The sequence below is a fragment of the Methylobacterium sp. Leaf85 genome, assembly GCF_001422125.1.
In the GTDB taxonomy this organism is placed as follows: Bacteria; Pseudomonadota; Alphaproteobacteria; order Rhizobiales; family Beijerinckiaceae; genus Methylobacterium; species Methylobacterium bullatum.
On sequence record NZ_LMME01000020.1, the window covers coordinates 17,713 to 34,524 of the forward strand.

10 protein-coding genes and 4 pseudogenes are annotated in these 16,812 nt (G+C 57.7%); 9 read left to right on the top strand and 5 right to left on the bottom strand.

Going from position 1 to position 16,812, the window contains the following annotated elements:
* Positions 1-108: 108 nt before the first annotated feature.
* The 5 genes and pseudogenes from istA (at position 109) to ASF08_RS26030 (ending at position 3,341) form a co-directional block, all read left to right on the top strand.
* Entirely contained in the window at positions 109-1,608 is a 1,500-nt protein-coding gene (istA, locus tag ASF08_RS12100; protein WP_056145520.1) for an IS21 family transposase, read from the top strand.
* The gene (istB, locus tag ASF08_RS12105) at positions 1,605-2,339 is read left to right on the top strand and encodes an IS21-like element helper ATPase IstB (protein ID WP_274534493.1); all 735 of its coding nucleotides are present in this window, start codon (positions 1,605-1,607) and stop codon (positions 2,337-2,339) included. The genes istA and istB overlap by 4 nt, the downstream gene beginning before the upstream one ends.
* 263 nt (positions 2,340-2,602) lie before the next feature.
* Positions 2,603-2,777, top strand: a pseudogene (locus tag ASF08_RS25785) (IS5-like element ISMra2 family transposase); the annotation flags it as partial.
* A 26-nt stretch (positions 2,778-2,803) separates the two neighbouring features.
* Positions 2,804-3,103 (top strand): annotated as a pseudogene (locus tag ASF08_RS12110) (transposase); the annotation flags it as partial.
* A gap of 109 nt (positions 3,104-3,212) precedes the next feature.
* The gene (locus tag ASF08_RS26030) at positions 3,213-3,341 is read left to right on the top strand and encodes a hypothetical protein (protein ID WP_274534494.1); all 129 of its coding nucleotides are present in this window, start codon (positions 3,213-3,215) and stop codon (positions 3,339-3,341) included.
* A gap of 33 nt (positions 3,342-3,374) precedes the next feature.
* On the opposite strand, the gene ASF08_RS12115 is transcribed toward ASF08_RS26030, so the two are convergent.
* Positions 3,375-4,124 (bottom strand): HD-GYP domain-containing protein, encoded by a 750-nt coding sequence (locus tag ASF08_RS12115; protein WP_056145529.1) that lies wholly within the window; start codon positions 4,122-4,124, stop codon positions 3,375-3,377.
* Between the two features lie 526 nt (positions 4,125-4,650).
* Positions 4,651-5,184, bottom strand: a complete 534-nt coding sequence (locus tag ASF08_RS24070) for a MucR family transcriptional regulator (RefSeq protein WP_156629571.1) — start codon at positions 5,182-5,184, stop codon at positions 4,651-4,653.
* 330 nt (positions 5,185-5,514) lie between these two features.
* Between ASF08_RS24070 and ASF08_RS12120 the strand changes: the two genes are divergently transcribed.
* On the top strand, positions 5,515-8,901 hold the full coding sequence (locus tag ASF08_RS12120) for an autotransporter domain-containing protein (protein ID WP_162238955.1): 3,387 nt from the start codon (positions 5,515-5,517) through the stop codon (positions 8,899-8,901).
* Between the two features lie 362 nt (positions 8,902-9,263).
* Here the strand turns inward: ASF08_RS12120 and ASF08_RS24815 are convergent, their stop codons facing one another.
* From ASF08_RS24815 to ASF08_RS24075, 3 genes and pseudogenes are all read right to left on the bottom strand, one after another.
* Positions 9,264-10,178: a hypothetical protein gene (locus tag ASF08_RS24815; RefSeq protein ID WP_156629572.1), complete on the bottom strand. Its 915-nt coding sequence runs from the start codon at positions 10,176-10,178 to the stop codon at positions 9,264-9,266.
* Between the two features lie 111 nt (positions 10,179-10,289).
* Positions 10,290-10,826 carry a hypothetical protein gene (locus tag ASF08_RS24820; RefSeq protein ID WP_156629573.1) on the bottom strand — a complete coding sequence of 179 codons (537 nt, stop codon included), beginning with the start codon at positions 10,824-10,826 and terminating at the stop codon, positions 10,290-10,292.
* A 718-nt stretch (positions 10,827-11,544) separates the two neighbouring features.
* Positions 11,545-12,359, bottom strand: a pseudogene (locus ASF08_RS24075) (IS5 family transposase).
* Between the two features lie 404 nt (positions 12,360-12,763).
* On the opposite strand from ASF08_RS24075, the gene ASF08_RS24080 reads away from it, so the two are divergent.
* From ASF08_RS24080 to ASF08_RS24090, 3 genes and pseudogenes are all read left to right on the top strand, one after another.
* Positions 12,764-13,819, top strand: coding sequence for an HD-GYP domain-containing protein (locus ASF08_RS24080; RefSeq protein WP_156629574.1), 1,056 nt, complete (start codon positions 12,764-12,766; stop codon positions 13,817-13,819).
* Positions 13,820-13,837: 18 nt separating this feature from the next.
* On the top strand, positions 13,838-15,844 hold the full coding sequence (locus ASF08_RS24085; protein WP_244474516.1) for a methyl-accepting chemotaxis protein: 2,007 nt from the start codon (positions 13,838-13,840) through the stop codon (positions 15,842-15,844).
* A gap of 434 nt (positions 15,845-16,278) precedes the next feature.
* Positions 16,279-16,812, top strand: a pseudogene (locus ASF08_RS24090) (IS630 family transposase); the annotation flags it as partial.

The following is a 16,812-nucleotide window of genomic DNA, read 5'->3' on the forward strand; positions in this document are numbered from 1 at the left end:
GCGTGCAACTTTGACCCCGTGAGGCGGGGGATCGGCGTCCAATTCTGACCCCCTAACCTCGTTCTCGCAGACTGCTCTCCGGTACGGCCGGAAGGGTGGTGTAGGGGGATGAAGGGCGTGGACACGATTGCGCGCATCCGGCGCGAGTTCTTCACCCGCGGCCGCGCGATCAAGGACATCGTCCGCGATCTGCACGTCTCCCGCAACACGGTCCGGAAGGTCATCCGATCGGGGGCCACCGCCTTCGCCTACGAGCGCGAAGTGCAGCCGCTGCCCAAGCTCGGGCCGTGGCGCGACGATCTCGATCGGATGCTGACCACCAACGCCGGCAGGTCCGCCCGCGAGCGGCTGACGCTGATCCGGATCTACGAGGCGCTGCGCGGGCTCGGCTACGAGGGCGGCTACGATGCCGTTCGGCGCTATGCCAAAACCTGGAAGCGCGAGCGCGCCTCGGTCACGGCCCAGGCGTTCGTACCGCTGTCGTTCGCCCCGGGCGAGGCCTACCAGTTCGACTGGAGCCACGAGATCGTGCTGATCGGCGGCACGACCGTCACGGTCAAGGTCGCCCACGTCCGGCTGTGCCACTCGCGCATGCTGTTCGTGCGAGCCTATCCGCGCGAGAGCCAGGAGATGGTGTTCGACGCCCATGACCGGGCGTTCGCGTTCTTCCAAGGCACCTGCCAGCGCGGCATCTACGACAACATGAAGACCGCGGTGGAGACGATCTTCGTCGGGCGCGAGCGCGCCTACAATCGCCGCTTCCTGCAGATGTGCTCGCACTACCTCGTCGATCCGGTCGCCTGTACGCCGGCTTCGGGCTGGGAGAAGGGGCAGGTCGAGAACCAGGTCGGGCTGGTGCGCGAGCGCTTCTTCACCCCGCGTGTCCGGGTGAAGAGCTACGAGGAGCTGAACGCGCTCCTGCTCGATGGGGTGATCGCCTACGCCAAGGCCCATCCCCATCCCGAGGAGCGCGAGCGCACCGTCTGGGAGCGGTTCGAGGCCGAGCGGACAGCCCTCGTTCCCTATGCTGGCCGCTTCGACGGCTTCCACGCCGTCACCGCTTCGGTGTCCACGACCTGCCTCGTGCGCTTCGACAACAACCGCTACTCGGTCGCCGCCTCGGCCATCGGTCGGCCGGTCGAGGTACGGGCCTACGCCGAGCGCGTCGAGATCCGGCAAGACGGGCGCGTCGTCGCCGAGCACGAGCGCGCCTTCGGGCGGGATCAGACCGTGTTCGATCCCTGGCACTATGTCCCCGTGCTCGCCCGCAAGCCCGGCGCGCTCCGGAACGGCGCACCGTTCAAGGACTGGGTGCTGCCTGCCGCCCTCAACCGGGTCCGACGCAAGCTCGCCGGCAGTGCCGGGGGTGACCGGCAGATGGTTGAGATCCTCACCGCCGTGCTCGCCGACGGGTTGCCGGCCGTCGAGGCGGCCTGTGCCGAGGCCCTGCGCGAGGGCGTGCACTCGGCCGACGTCGTCCTCAACATCCTCGCCCGGCAGCGCGAGCCGACCACGCCCGTCACCATCCTGACGCCCGAGAGCCTGCGGCTGCGCCACGAGCCGGTCGCCGATTGCGCCCGCTACGACAGCCTGAGGAGAGCCCTATGATGGAACGCCAGCACATCCTCGCCACCATGGGCGAGCTGAAGCTCTTCGGGATGAAGGCCGCCTACGACGAGATCATCAAGATCGCGGTCAAGCGCACCCACGAGCCGCAGCAGATCGTCGGCGACCTGCTTCAGGCCGAGATCTCCGAGAAGCAGGCACGCTCGATCCGCTACCAGATGACGATCGCCAAGCTGCCCCTGGCCAAGGACATCGCCGAGTTCGCCTTCGACGGCACTCCGATCAACGAGGGGCTGGTGCGTGATCTCGCCGGCGGCGAGTTCCTGGCGCATCAGCGCAACGTCGTGCTCGTGGGCGGCACCGGCACCGGCAAGACCCACCTCGCCATCGCCATCGCGCGGGCCTGCATCCGAGACGGGGCGCGGGGCCGGTTCTACAACGTCGTCGATCTCGTCAACCGGCTCGAAGCCGAGGCACGTGCCGGCCGCCAGGGCCGCATCGCCGACCATCTCGCCCGGCTCGACCTCGTGCTGCTCGACGAGCTCGGGTACCTGCCGTTCGCGCAGTCGGGCGGCCAACTCCTGTTCCACCTGATCAGCAAGCTCTACGAGACCACCTCGATCGTAGTCACCACCAATCTCGCCTTCGGGGAGTGGCCGAGCGTGTTCGCCGGCGATGCCAAGATGACCACGGCGCTGCTCGACCGGCTCACCCACCATTGCGAGATCGTCGAGACCGGCAACGAGAGCTGGCGCTTTAAGAACCGCGCCTGAGGCCGGCACACACGTCGCGCCTGCTGGACCCCTGATCAGCCCGGCTGCGCCACCCCGACCCGCTTCGCCGGGCTGATCAGGGGCGTCCCGCCATACCCATCCGGGGGGTCAAAGTTCGACGCCGATCCAGGGTCAATGTTCAACGCTGTTTGACACCACTGGGTGGCGAACGAGCCGTGAATCGCTACGACGGTGAAGGCTGAAGCTTAACATTTCGGGAGGTGCCTGCCGAGTGCTCGGGCCGAAGGTGGAAATCCTCAACTAGGAAGGGTGCGATTGGGACTTTGTCGGCCTGGTTCTACCGCTGGCGGCATGCCTGGCGGGTTCAATCGGGTGCTGCGGCGCCTGCAGTCGCAGACTGTCGCTGGGGGCAAATTCGACTGGGACCTGCGCTTTGTGGATGCGACAGTGGTGCGCGCCTACCAGCACACCGCCGGTGTATAATGGGGCGCATGGGGGGCGAGCTGAAACAGGGCGACACCGTCATCCTCGACAACCTGAACGTCCACAAGGTGGCCGGTATCCGCGAGGCCATCGAGGCGGCCGGCGCAGGGATCCGCTACCTGCCGGCCTACAGCCCTGACTTCAACCCGATCGAGCAGGCCTTCGCCAAGCTGAACGCCCTCCTGCGCGCCGCCGCTCCACGCACCAGCCCAGATCTCCGCAACGAGATCCGGAAGGCCTTCGCTCGCTTCACACCCCAAAAGTGCCGAAACTATCTCGCCGCCGCCGGATACGACCACGACGTAGCCGTCGCTACATGAGCGGAACTCGCTCTAGGCAGAGGAGCGCCATGGCGATCACTTCAAGGATCACGCTCGTGACGATCCGCATAACCAGTTGATCCTAAGCGCAGCGACACGACAGAACTCAATGCGCACTGGAGAGGGTGCCTCTACCGGGAGCGCAATTAAGCTGAACGGCCGGATCGAGCAGTATCACCGGATCGCGACCTGCTATCATAAGGAGATGGCCAGCTACCTCGGCATGATCATCTTCTGACTCACATGCTTTGCAGAGACGCCATGACCGCCATTATGGACCGAGGCGGGCTAGAGCGTGATCAGTGAAGGCACGGGCGACGGGCTCGAACGCGCGAACCACCACCGGGTCCAGCCTCCCCGTCATCTTCGTTAGGATCGCATAGGCTTGTCCGAATCCCATTGGCGGCTTGTAGGCGCGCCGCTCGATGAGCGCTGCGTAGATGTCGCAGATCGTGGTCAGCCGCACCAAGTCCGAAATCTCGGCCTCTACCAGCCCATCCGGGTAGCCCGAGCCGTCCAGCAACTCGTGATGCGAGCGCACGACGGCCAGCGTCACGGGCGAGAATCCGTGGTCGGATAGCATGGCGTGCCCCCGTGCGGGATGGAGCTGCATTACCGCCCTCTCGGCCGCGTTGAGCGGGCCGGGTTTGTTCAGGATTGCAAGCGGCACGTGCATCTTGCCGACGTCGTGCAGGAGCGCAGCCTTGATGACACGGTGCCGGTCCAGGACATGAAGGCCCAGATGCCCCGTGAAGGCCGCGGTGATTCCGGCCACCAGCATACAATGACGATGCGTGGCGTCGTCGAAGCGGCGCATTGCCTTCATCCAAGGCCCAATGCCGGTCTCCCTGACCGTCTCCTCAATCAGCGCCATGCTGCTGTCGACCAGGCTCGGCAAGATCTGGCGATCGGGTGCGAGCACGCGGGCATAAAATGCGCTGAACGTCGCCGTTTTCAAGCCGGCGCAAGGAGCCGACGGTGCCCCGAACTTAGCGGGCCACTCCGGAATGTCATTCAACATGCAGGGAATCTTCTGTCCTTGTTCGCATAGACGTGCCTTCCAACAATACAAACATAGCCCATACATCAGGCCGAAGTTTATAAAATTCGAAAAATCTCTAAATATCAGTACAATTACAAGCCAGATTAGCTTGACCTCAATCATAGCTTTACCGCAAAAGCAATCAGTTTATAATTTCGACTTGCACACACATTGGCCACTGCTGGAGGAAAGAGTAAAGTTCGCGCAGGGCGATCAACTCAATTCCGGACAGCTTGGCCGGGTGACGCGATCTTTCGATAATTTGAAGCATCAGGAGCGGCTTCCAACAACCCATCGAAATCCAATCGGCGCTGGAAGCCGCTGCTCAATAAGGAAAACAACACCATCGATCGCATGCCCGCTCACATCGAAGTCTGCCGTTGCATCGCTATGCGATAAGAGAGGCTCGCGACCACTGATCTCGCCGTCGTCTGCTTCGCAGCGCGCAACGGCTATAGGTTGTAAGCTTAGAGCCAAGAACGCGCACGAAGCCGTATACGGTACCTTATGCAGTAGCAGTAGGCTTCCGAGGCCGAAGAGCTTTTTCGGGCTTCTCCGGAGCCAGCGCGGCCTTGTCCACGATCGCCTCTTCTGGAACGACAGCTCTCGATTGGCTCATATTAATGCGCGGCCGTCCGAGGCCGAACTCCTTCGCCAAGGCGGACCTTGCCGCCGAATAATTGGCTGACGTCATGGGATAGTCGGCGGGCAGAGCATACTTCGAGCGGTATCCTTCTGCGGTTAAGCCGCGAATCGTTAGGTGGCGACGGAGTGTTTTGTAGGACTTGCCATCCTCAAAGCTGATCAGTCCATCTGGCGTAATCGACTTCTTAATCTGAGCCGGCGTAGGCTTTACGATCTTGTTGGTCTCCGACGCGTTAGATCCCCCGCTGGTAATGCCACTGATGGTGGCATGCACGCTGGCCAGCAGGTCGGCCAGCGATCCCACTGGAACCGAGTTGTTTGAGACGTAGGCTGCGACGATATCTGCGGTGAGCTCAACGTGTGCGATCCGCAAATTCTGGGGCTGGTTTGTCATGTGCATGCTCTTTGAAGGCGTAGGGAAACCCCTAGAACCATTTTGGCAAATTTATCAATAGACCAGGCATAAAATAAGCGAATAGAGCATGTGATAAAACCCCTCTTCGAGGCGAGACGCGATACATAGGCTGTGAAGAGATAGGAAACAAATGGTGGGCTAACTCCGGCCCCGGCGCTAATTCACTATGGACCGCCGATAAATGAGCCATTTTGGCGTGACTGATCTGCAACAAACCATCGGTCCCCTCATTATGACAGCATTATGATAGTGATAAATGTAATTTTATCAATATGGCTTCTGTCGAAGTTTCCAACCAGGAGCGCAAACGTGAATTTCAGTTACAGTGTATCTATGATTGCGGTCGCAGCAGCATTGACGTTCAATGGCTCGGCACAAGCACAACAGGCGATCGCCGAGGGCGGCGCTAACCTCATCAGCAATCTAACGCTGCTGCCGACCACGAGCGCGGGTCGCGCCGTGCTCGACGCGAACCTTGCCACGACGTTCCAGATCCAGAACAACGCAACGCCGTTTGAACGAGCTTTGTCCATCCGCGATGCGACTGGGAGCCCGGGCAATGCCATCAACTATGCGCAGGGTCTCAGCAGCAAATTGTTTGAAGCGTTTTCGGTCGGCAACAAACAGTTCCTGACCGCCCAAAATGTCGAAGCCGACTCGACGCAGGTCCAAAGTTGGCGGCAGTTCTGGGCAGGTTTCAACACGATCAACAGTAATACCAGCAACACGATGCGGCGGTTGATCGGACAGGGATACGCGAGTGGGACCGCCTGGAGGGGTGACGGAACCTCTGCCAATAGTGCGGGGACCCCCTTCACGGCGCGCCTCGATCTTCCCGCCGGAGGGGTGGTGAACCCCTACGACAAATACTACCGACCCGTCATCCCGAACACGGCCGGGCCCGACGGAACCAGCATGGACACGCGCCCTTTCTTCACGCGCCCAGGTCGTACCGTGTTATTCGAGGGGCGAAACTTCTATGGAATCGAGACAACGAGCCTGAGTCTCATCAATGAGGGATTCAACAGCCCCTCCTTTCCCAGCGGTCATTCGCCGGCGGGTTGGAGCGCCGGCCTCGTGCTAGCGATGATGATTCCGGAGCGCTGGCAAGAGGAACTGACGCGTGCTTCCGAGTACGCCAACAGTCGTGTCGTGCTGGGCCCGCACTACGCCCTCGATGTGATCGCGGGTCGGTTGCTCGCCACATATAATCTTGTGCAAGTGCTGAACAACAACCCAGATTTCACCAATCTGAACCTCTTGGACCAGCGCGGTATCCCTCTGCCGCAAGCGTCGACGCATGACTGGCAGGCCTCGTTCGAGCAAGCCTATACGGATCTTCGCGCATCGCTGGTGCAGTCCTGTGGCATGAGCATCACGGCCTGCATCGCGGCAAGCACGCCCGACCGCTTTAGCGACAAAGCTAAGAACAAAGCCGATTACACGTTCCGCCTAACATACGGTCTCCCGAATATCGGCCCGACGGATCTTGCGCCCGTGGTCCCGGAGGGCGCCGAGGTTCTCCTGCAGACCCGCTTCCCCTATCTGACTGCAGCTCAGCGGCGCGACGTGTTGGCGACCACCGAGATCGCTTCCGGCGCGCCGCTAGACAATGGATCCGGCTATGCACGAATCAACCTCTTCGCAGCGGGTGATGGCTATGGTGCCTTTAACCGCGCCGTGACGATCCACATGGATGCGGCCAAAGAGGGCTTCTCGGCATTTGACTCATTCAACAACGACATCGGTGGGGTCGGTTCGCTGACGAAGACCGGTACGGGCACCCTAAACCTCACAGGTGTCAACACTTACAGTGGCGGTACGACGATCTCGGGTGGCGTCCTCTCGGGAACGTCTCTCAGTTTCGGTTCCGGCCCCATCGTCAACAACGCCACACTGGTGGTGAATCAGAGCGTCGTCGATGGAACGCTGGCGTCTCCGATTTCCGGTACTGGGTCCCTGATGAAGATGGGGGCGACCAGTCTCAATCTGACCGGCATCAATACGCTTTCTGGTCCGACCAGCATCGCGGAGGGCCGGCTTGCGGTGAATGGCTTCCTGGGGAATTCGATCGTCGGGGTGGGCGATGGCGCGACGCTAAGCGGCTCGGGCACTGTCGGCGGCGTTGTCGCCGGCAGCGGTGCAACCGTGGCACCGGGTAATTCGATCGGGACCCTTAATGTCGCCGGTGACGTCGCCTTCGCTGCGGGTTCTCGCTATCAGGTCGAGGCCAATGCCTCGGGTGAATCAGATAGGATCGCAGCCACCGGCCGAACGACCCTCTCCGGGGGCACGGTACAAGTACAGGCTTCGGCCGGAAATTACGATTTGCGAACGCGCTACGCCATCCTCACAGCTGCCGGCGGCCTCAAGGGCCAGTTCGATGGCGTCACGTCCAACTTGGCCTTCCTCACCCCAACCTTGCGCTATCAGGCGAACGAGGTTGACCTGACGCTTGCACGGAATGACATCGCGTTCTCGACCATCGCGCAGAGCCGCAATCAAGCGGCGGTCGCGGACGCCGTTCAGGCGGCTGGTGCAGGCGATGCACTCTACGCCCGGACCATCGGACTGACTGTTCCAGAGGCGCAGAGCGCTTTCCGCACCCTGTCAGGGGATATCCATGCGAGCACGGTCTCGGCCGAGTTTGAGACGGCCTTCTTCGTGAGAGAGGCCATCCTCGACCGTCTGCGTTGGGGCACGAACTCGAGCGCGGCCGACATCGCCAATTATGGCCGCCTTCCGGCAGCCTATACGGCCGACCTGCCGGGTCGCACCGTCCCAAGCACGTCCATTCCCATGCAGGTGCTTGACCCGCAGGTCTTCAGTGTCTGGGGCCAGGGCTTCGGTACGTTCGGCGGGGCACGATCGAATGGCAACGCTGCAAGCCTGTCGCGCCAGACTAGCGGCTTCGTGCTCGGCGCTGATGCACGCCTCGAGGCCGGCTTCCGGCTCGGCGCGGCCGCCGGTTATACCCTGACACAACTCGATACCAGCGGTGGTGCTCAGTCGGGCACGATCGAAAGTGTCTTCGGTGGTCTCTACGGAGGCTACGACTACGGCGCTTTCGCTATGCGCTTAGGAGCCGTCTATGCGGATAACGCAACGAACCTACGCCGGGCGGTAAGCTTCCCCGGCTTCAGCGACAGCGCCGCCTCGCGCTCCGGTGGATCCACGATCCAGGGCTTCGGCGAAATTGGCTACAGCTTCCCCATCGGAACTGACGAGCCTAGCTCGAGCAAAGCGGCCAAAGCACCAATCTTGAGCGCTAGCTCCTCCATCGAGCCCTTCGTCGGAGGTGCCATCGTCAGCATCGCCCATGACCGCTTTGCTGAGACCGGTGGTATCGCCACGCTGACGGGCGCCGCCCGTACCTTCGACATCGCCACCTCCACAGTTGGTCTGCGTGCGCAGACGCGCCTCGATCTTGAAAGCGGAGCTCCAGTCTCGGTCCGTGGACTTGTCGGCTACCGCCGAGCGTATGGCGATGTAATGCCGAAAGCACTCCTCGCCTTCGGCGCGGGCCCGAGCTTCCTAAGTGCTGGGATCCCGATTGCCCGGGATGCGCTCGTCGCGGAAGCGGGGATCGATGTTCAGGTTGCCCGTAACACGAGCCTCGGCGTCGCCTATACGGGCCAAGTCGGAGAGCGCGCCCAGGACCACGCCGTCAAGGGCAACTTCACTTATCGGTTCTGAAACAAACTCCGAATGGTCCAGTGCGGGCCATTCGGAGACCCTCCGTCTCGCGCCCGTCGGTGAGCTACGCTGGGATGGCATCAAGCTCCTGCAACCCAAGCCCCTAATCATAGGGACGGGCAGCAGCACTTGATACAAGCGAGCTCTCACGCTGGCTGACCGCCAGCCGCATCACGGCAGCCTGCAACTCATACCGGAGCTGGGCTGAAACTCCTTTTTAGGGCCACTCAGCCAAGCAAGTTATGCTGTTTCGTGCGAAGGGTCGGATCCGTTCCTGTATTGCGCCCGATAAGCACTCGGCCTATGGCGGGCACCTTCATTATAACGTCAAAAGCGCACGATAAAACTCGTGACTGAAATACCTAGATAAGACTGTAGGGACTTGAGAGGACGATGACGTGCATCTTTTTCGTCGAGTATCGACGCTCCGCCCAGTTGGAGGGATCCTTCAGCATTGCACCTTTTGATACATCAAAATTGTTTAGCACTTTCGCCCAATGGTTTGTCAGCGTGATGTCTCGGGATGATTCCCGAATACGCGGACTCAGTTCACTCGCTTTACTCAAAGCCGTCCGCAATATAGCGCTGACGTCGGCCGTACCGCTCTCGGACAAGCGTTGCAAACGGGTTGCGTACGCTTTTACGGCTGGATCGTTGCGGAGAGTTCCGACGTCCGTGATGTTCGTTGGCTGCAGGTTTGCAAGCTGTCCCGACGCTTTTGAGGAACCCGTTGGCATTTTGCGCAGGTCCGGTATCGCGAATGGCAAGGCTAGGCCATTCGCGTAGACACACGCAGCCAACTCGACCAGAACCTGCCTATCGCAGTCCGCGAGTACCAGTGTCGAGTCCGTACGCCAAGCGGCCAAGCAATGGTTTATTATGTCGTCAAGGTGATGGGGGATACTGCCCTCCGGTCTCGGATCATCGGGAGCTCGTAAGCGCATGGTCGCCATACTCTCAGGCGAGAAAGCGGCCTCCGTCACAACGCGTTTCGTAAACGTCCAGGCATCTTCTTCCAGGGAGCGCTGGCTCATGGCAACATATCGACCATCCACATGAAGGCCTTTTAGTGCGGCATCATCCGCATCGACAGCATTAGGATCGATGATCCCTTTAGATAAAACCGCGATGGTTCCTGCACGATGGAAGAACGAACGATAGGCATCCGTTGCGTGAGGAAGAGTTTGCGGCTCTTCAGATCGACCCTGCTGAGAGCTCTCTCGCTTCCCTGCGAGAAGGAAGGCTCGTTCGAGATGCCCACCGAGTTGAATAATCATGTAAGCCTCATCAATAGCATTCCGCCCTCGAACAAATTGAAAGAAGACGGTAAGTTGAGTTATTCGGTTTGTTTTCTATGCCTAGATATTATATAAATCAGGCGATCGCAACTAATAGCGTGCCAGCACCTCCACGAATGAATTCAGCTTTCCAATGATTGCCTCGACTGTTACGGCTTCAAAATCGAGCGGGGCTTCAATGTCTGGGCATCGGACAAGACGATCCTCGCCGTTCCGAGACGAGTCATAGATCTCGACGCGACACTGTACAGACTGCTTCACGCGATCATGATAGAAGCCAAACGTGGGAATCTCATAAAGATTAATCCCATTCAGGAGCACGTTTTCAGAGAGAACTAGTCTGATGCCAGCCCCGACGAGAGCAAGAGGTTCATCTGTATGATCGTTATCAATAACGATGTGATGAGAATGATTCTTCAGCGATCCGGACTGAATAAACGCGTCCATCGCAGGTCGGATTATTTCATCTCTAACTTTTGAAAAAAGGTCGACATTCTCGAACGGCTCAGCCTGTGCTAAATCTGGCTGCAGCATCAAAGCTATTTTTAGACGCTTTTGACGCTGCTCCATTACGTGAAGCCGGACGCCACGTGCATCCGCCGACTCGTGGGGATCAGAATTTTCCATTACACTCACCATCGTTCCGTAGAAGCTAGATTTAACTAGCAGTTTTTGTCGCTATTTACTGAAAATTTATATAGATTATAGCAATACTATTTTGCTCTTCCCCCATTCGTTCCATTGATACATATTCATATTCCTTGTTCATAAGATCTAAGGGGTATTCGCATCATGAGAATTTGAAGCCACAGACTGCAATTTTGAATTCGATCTAAAGCAAGGCAATTCCTCCATAGCTACAGCCAGAGCATACATGTTATTTTCTCTTAACCACCGTTTTTCTAAAGTATTCTGGGGATTTGATATCGATTATTATTTCTCACAATGCATATTCTGAATACATTTCTTTTCTTGGATGAAATTTTGATTGGTGTATCTTAATGCGCACGGATCGCCGAGATTGCGTTGCAGCAAGCCCGGCATGTCGCTCCGCATGCATGCCACCGCATCAAGTAGGCCAACTCAGTATTTGGAAGCCGTCCCGGCAAAGTCAAGTAAGACTTTCCATTTGCCGCTCTAGGTTTCTCGCTCGAATGTATCCAGCATGCGCTCTGGGGCAATTTCTACAGCGCGCTGATGACAAATGCGGATCAGCCTAGCCTGAACGAAATGTTCGACCTGGAGCGCTATGAGTGTGGATGCTCCATTACGATTTTTAGGCAACGGGAGAAGGAAGAATTATTCAATTAAAGGCTTGAAGCAGCGGGGATAGGACGGCATGGCTTTAGAGCGCGTAACAGAACCGTTTGATCTGGTTGAGAGTGATGAGGCTGGTCGCGAGGCTCGTGAAGGCCTCGTAGATGTCGCTGCGTCGCTCGTAGCGGACGGGTAGGCGGCGGAAGCGGTTGAACCACGCGTGGGTACGCTCGACGACCCAACGATGCCGACCGAGTTTCTCGCTGCTTTCGATACCCTTCCGCGCGATGCGCGGGACGATCCCCCGTGCCCGGCACTCCTGTCGGCGGGGTCGGGCATCGTAGGCCTTGTCGGCGTGCAGCTTGTCCGGACGGCGTCGCGGTCGCCCTCGTCGGCCACTCCGCAGAGGCGAAATGGCATCGAGGGTGGCCGCCATCATGACGGTGTCGTGTCGGTTGGCCCCGCTCAGGCAGAAGCCGAGCGGCGTGCCGCGCGCGTCGGTGACGAGGTGGCGCTTCGTGCCCGGCTTGCCGCGATCCGTCGGGTTCGGGCCGGTGGCAGAGCCCCTTTTTTGGCCGGGACAGACGCGCTGTCCAGGCTGGCCCGGCTCCAGTCGAGCTGACCGGCGTCGTGAAGTCGCCCCAGCAGCACCTGATGCAGGCGGTCCCAGACGCCCGCCGCCTGCCAGTCGCGCAGGCGGCGCCAACAGGTCATGCCCGAGCCACAGCCCATCTCAGCCGGCAGCATCTCCCAGGGCAATCCGGAGCGCAGCACAAACAGGATACCGGTGAGCGCCGCTCGGTGCTCGATGGGTCGTCGGCCACCCTACGGACGCGGCCGGGGAGGCGGAAGCAGCGGCGCGATCTCACGCCAGAGATCCTCGGGAAGAAGGGCGCGGGCCATGCCACACCAACGCACATCGACGGTTACGGTGCCGTTCTGTTAGGCGCTCTTAGCCACGCTAATTTAGCATCGCCCTTCAAAAATCGCGCCATCACCCCACCATCGCCTTGGGTCAAGAAAAATACGCCCTCAGTCATTTATGATTTATGATAACTTATAATTCTTGCTGGAACCTGCACACACGTAAATACGGGCGGCCACCGGAAAAATGCTGTTACACGACCCCTAGAATTCTAATGCCTCAAATACGCATAGTATTAGTCGTTTAATATACTGGCATGAGATACTCGTCGACTCCGTTCTATAAACTGAATGCCACGATTTAACCCTCCGCTCTCACTTGCCCAATTTGGATGACCATCCTGTGTATCTCAACTGGCTTATAATCAAACGGGGTTGAGAACGTGGAAATCGCAGTATTATCAGACCATCGTTCGCATGCAGTTCGCATCGCTGAAATGATCACACCAATCGCAGAATGCTATATTGTAGGAAGTGGGGAAAATTGGTCCGATTTCGACGACTTACGAGGCATCATCGCAGATTTTGAAATCACTCGCGCTGAATTCAAGCAATGTCTAGGTATCATGTCTCAGCGCTTCGGATTCAAGCAGACACCGCTGATTTACCTGACCCGAAGAAATAGTGACCAGATGCTCATCGAAGCATCTGCTTTTGGCGCAACAGCCTGTCTGTCAAGCCACCTTGAGACTAAAAACATAGTGACTGCTATTTTTAGCCTTATATGTCCAAACAAAACCCTGACTGAACTAATGGTTGAACGCCGCCTGTTCAGAGCCGGAATATTATTCAATAGCGTGATCCATGCAGGTAAATTCGATCCCCTACCGGTCGAAAATCTTGAGGCTGAAGTCGATCCTATTTTGCATGTCATTCGCGAAGCAGGAATTAAGAAATGGCTCGACCTACTGCATATACATGACGACATGACCGTAAGACATTGCTTGCATGTGTCTGGTCTTGTCGCGAATTTTGCCCTTTATCTTGGGTTTGCAAAAGAAGATACGAAGAACCTCGTTCGTGCAGCCCTACTGCACGATGTTGGAAAATCGAAGATTTCCAAAGACGTGTTAAATAAACCAGGTCAGCTTACCGCTCATGAATTGCGGGAAATTCGATCTCACCCAGCGGTGGGACATGAACTGTTGCTTTCCTCGGCGGTGAGTGATGCTACATCCCTCGACGTAACGCGTCATCACCACGAAATGCTGGATGGTACTGGCTACCCCGATGGATTGCGGGGTGACGAGATCAGTGACGCAGTTAGAATCGTGACGATATGCGATATCTACGCCGCGTTAACCGAAACTCGTCCCTATAGGAAAGCAATGGATCAAACAAAAGCCCTTCAGATATTGGTGGAGATGACCCCGCTAAAACTCGAACGAGCACTTGTGCGCGCATTTGAGTTATCTCTCGACAACGTTCACCCCCATTGAATCCATAAGGATCGTAAAATGCAACACACTCAGTCCAGTCATGCCAGATTTACATTAAAGTCTATCTTTTCGAGGCTTTCAGGTGTATCGGCAAAAGCGACAATACTAATCGTTTCAGCACTGTTTCTTGTTCTGATTGCGGCATCTTGCTACCTATATATGAGTCAGTCAGAAGAACTTGAAACAAGCATTGAGCAGAGGGCGAGAAATATTGGAAACGCGACCGCGTCAAATGTTGGCAATTGGCTAAAAGGCAAGTCCGACCTAGCAGAATTCGCGGCTCAACAAATTACAAAAGGAATTGATACACAAAAAATAGACAAGGTCTTGGGATCACCGGCGATGACTAAGTCCTTCATACTCAGCTCGTTTGGTGATGTTGACGGAAATTATACAAAAATCCCCAAAGGCCCAATTAGCCCAGGATACGATGCACGCGAAAGACCTTGGTATAAGGCCGGAGCTCAGACGAAAAGCTTTGCACTGACGGAACCATATTTAGGTGCGAGTACGCAAACAATGACCATCACGATCTCCGCACCCGTCTTTGACGATGCGAAGAAGCTTTTCGGGGTTGTGGGAAACGATTTCGACGTGGTTGCGCTCTCTAAGATGATCAACGAAGTTGAAATTGGCGGATTTGGGTATGCCTATCTAGTTTCAGCGTCCGGAAATATCCTCGTTCATTCCAAGCAGAGCTTGCTCGGCAAGAATATGTCTTATTTAATTTCTGGGGATCTACCTCCGATTACGCCAGTATTTACCGAGGTATCCGAAGACGGCCGGCCGACGTTGATGACTTTTGTACGAGTTCCGAACCTGCCCCCATCAATGGAATGGTACGTGGCGTTGTCGATCGACCAACAAAAGGCTTTCGCCCCCGTCAAGCGACTGCAGCTCATGATGATTGCTGGCACATTCGGCACGCTAGCTGTCATCGCATTCATAGTAAGTCAGCTAATGGCTCGCACCGTCGCCCGTCCGCTTAAAGGCTTGGTCAACGTTCTGGAACGCATGTCCGCAGGCGAAATAGATACAAGCATCGAAGCTACAGATCGGAGCGACGAAATTGGAGCAGTTGGACGGGCCGTAGAAGCGATTAAGAAGATGGTCGAACAAAAGGCCGCGGATGTGGCCGAGCGAGACCGCATTGCAAAGGAAGAAGCGCTACTTGAGCGAAAGCGTACAATGATGGAGATGGCAGATAATTTTGAAAAAACCTTTAGTACTGTTGTAGGAATTGTTGCTTCGTCTGCTACAGAGTTACAAGCCACCGCTCAGACCATGACGGCTACGGCGGGTCAAACATCAGATCGGTCTTTGACAGTGGCTGCAGCAGCGGAGCAGGCAGCGGTTAATGTGAATACTGTCGCAGCTGCGGCCGAAGAGTTGGGTTCTTCTGTCCAGGAAATTGGCCGTCAAGTCCATAGCTCGGCGGATCTCGCGCAGCGCGCGGTTGCTGAAGCGAACCATACAGGCCAACTCGTTGAGGAGTTGAGCGGTAGCGTAATGCGGATTGATGCGGTCGTTGATATGATTTCATCAATCGCAAGCCAAACGAATCTTTTAGCACTCAATGCGACAATTGAGGCTGCGCGCGCAGGTGATGCTGGCCGAGGGTTTGCTGTTGTTGCAGCAGAGGTCAAGGAACTTGCTAATCAGACAGCTCAGGCAACTAAGGAAATTTCAGCGCAGATCGCCGGCGTTCAGGGATCGACCGAACAGACAGTTAGAGCCATTGGCATTATTGAGGCTCGTCTGAGGGAAATGAATGACGTAGCGACCGCAATCGCCTCCGCGGTTGAAGAGCAAGGAGCTGCAACCCAGGAAATCGTGCGAAACGTTGCTGAGGCTGCACATGGGACGAGCGAGGTAACAGGTAACATTTCAGGAATTGCTGGTGCGGCAGAAGAAACAGGTGCCGCAGCTTCTCAAGTACTTTCCGCGGCATCCGAGCTTTCTCAGCACTCGGAGTACTTGTCCCTAGAGGTTTCACGCTTCCTCAAAAACGTCAGAGCTGCGTAGAAGATCGCGACTGGATGCCAAATAATAGACGGGAGGCTACATTTTGGCCTCCCGCACTCGCCGTCGGATTCGGGCTAATGGTCTCGCTGCGCCTATCCCCATAAGGCGTAGATCGTTTTGCGTCTGATCCCCAAGGCGCCTTTCGACCCTTCTCGTGCGAAGCCGTTCTGCTTGCTCAAAATCGCTGTCTTGAACATAGCTGCCTCGCGGCTGATCGCATGCGTGCACCTTTCATGGGCGCTTAGCAGCACAATGCGGGCGTCCTATGGCCCTCGGGGCCGTATTTACGCTTCGTGACGCGGACCTCAAGCCAAAGGCGAACGTCGCCCCGAGGCGCTCGAGCTATAGCGGCGTCCAATCGTCATGAATCGGTTGGGGTTTCGAGAGCGGCGCGGCTGTGATTTGATATCCGGCTTTTCGAGGTGAAGAGCCGGATGCCCTCTGCCCTGTCAGCCGATCTGAGTGAGCGCGTTGTAGTGGCGATCGAGGCACGAGCCTCACGCCGGGAAGCCGCCAGACGGTTCGAGGTCAGTCCCGCCAGCGCAGTGCGGTGGCACAGAGCCTTCGTGCGGGAAGGACGCACACGGGCCAAGCCAATGAGTGGTGATCAGCGCTCGCATATCATCGAGACCCAGGCCGACCTGATCCGTCAGACCTATGAGGCTAAACCCGAACTGTTCCTGAGCGAGTTGCGCCCGACTGGCCATCCGCGGCCTGCGGGTCGGGACGAGCACCTTGTCCCGCTTCTTCAAGCGCCACGGCATCCCTCGAAAAAAACACCGGCCACGCCGCCGAGCAGGATCGGGAGGACGTGAAGGCGGCGCGCTTGGCTTGGTTCGAGGGTCAGCCCGACCTCGATCCGGACAGGTGTAAAGGGCGGACCAATTCCAGGCCGCTGCGGCGGAGTAAAACCAGGCCAGTGGCGGTCGGCCGCTTGAACGATGAAGGGGCCCGATCGGGCCCCTTCA

Excerpts from the sequence above, each read along its gene's own strand:
- istA (WP_056145520.1), top strand. The coding sequence starts at position 109 with ATGAAGGGCGTGGACACGATTGCGCGCATCCGGCGCGAGTTCTTCACC.
- istB (WP_274534493.1), top strand. The coding sequence starts at position 1,605 with ATGATGGAACGCCAGCACATCCTCGCCACCATGGGCGAGCTGAAGCTC.
- ASF08_RS26030 (WP_274534494.1), top strand. The coding sequence starts at position 3,213 with ATGCGCACTGGAGAGGGTGCCTCTACCGGGAGCGCAATTAAGCTGAAC.
- ASF08_RS12115 (WP_056145529.1), bottom strand. The coding sequence starts at position 4,124 with ATGTTGAATGACATTCCGGAGTGGCCCGCTAAGTTCGGGGCACCGTCG.
- ASF08_RS24070 (WP_156629571.1), bottom strand. The coding sequence starts at position 5,184 with ATGACAAACCAGCCCCAGAATTTGCGGATCGCACACGTTGAGCTCACC.
- ASF08_RS24815 (WP_156629572.1), bottom strand. The coding sequence starts at position 10,178 with ATGATTATTCAACTCGGTGGGCATCTCGAACGAGCCTTCCTTCTCGCA.
- ASF08_RS24820 (WP_156629573.1), bottom strand. The coding sequence starts at position 10,826 with ATGGAAAATTCTGATCCCCACGAGTCGGCGGATGCACGTGGCGTCCGG.
- ASF08_RS24085 (WP_244474516.1), top strand. The coding sequence starts at position 13,838 with ATGCAACACACTCAGTCCAGTCATGCCAGATTTACATTAAAGTCTATC.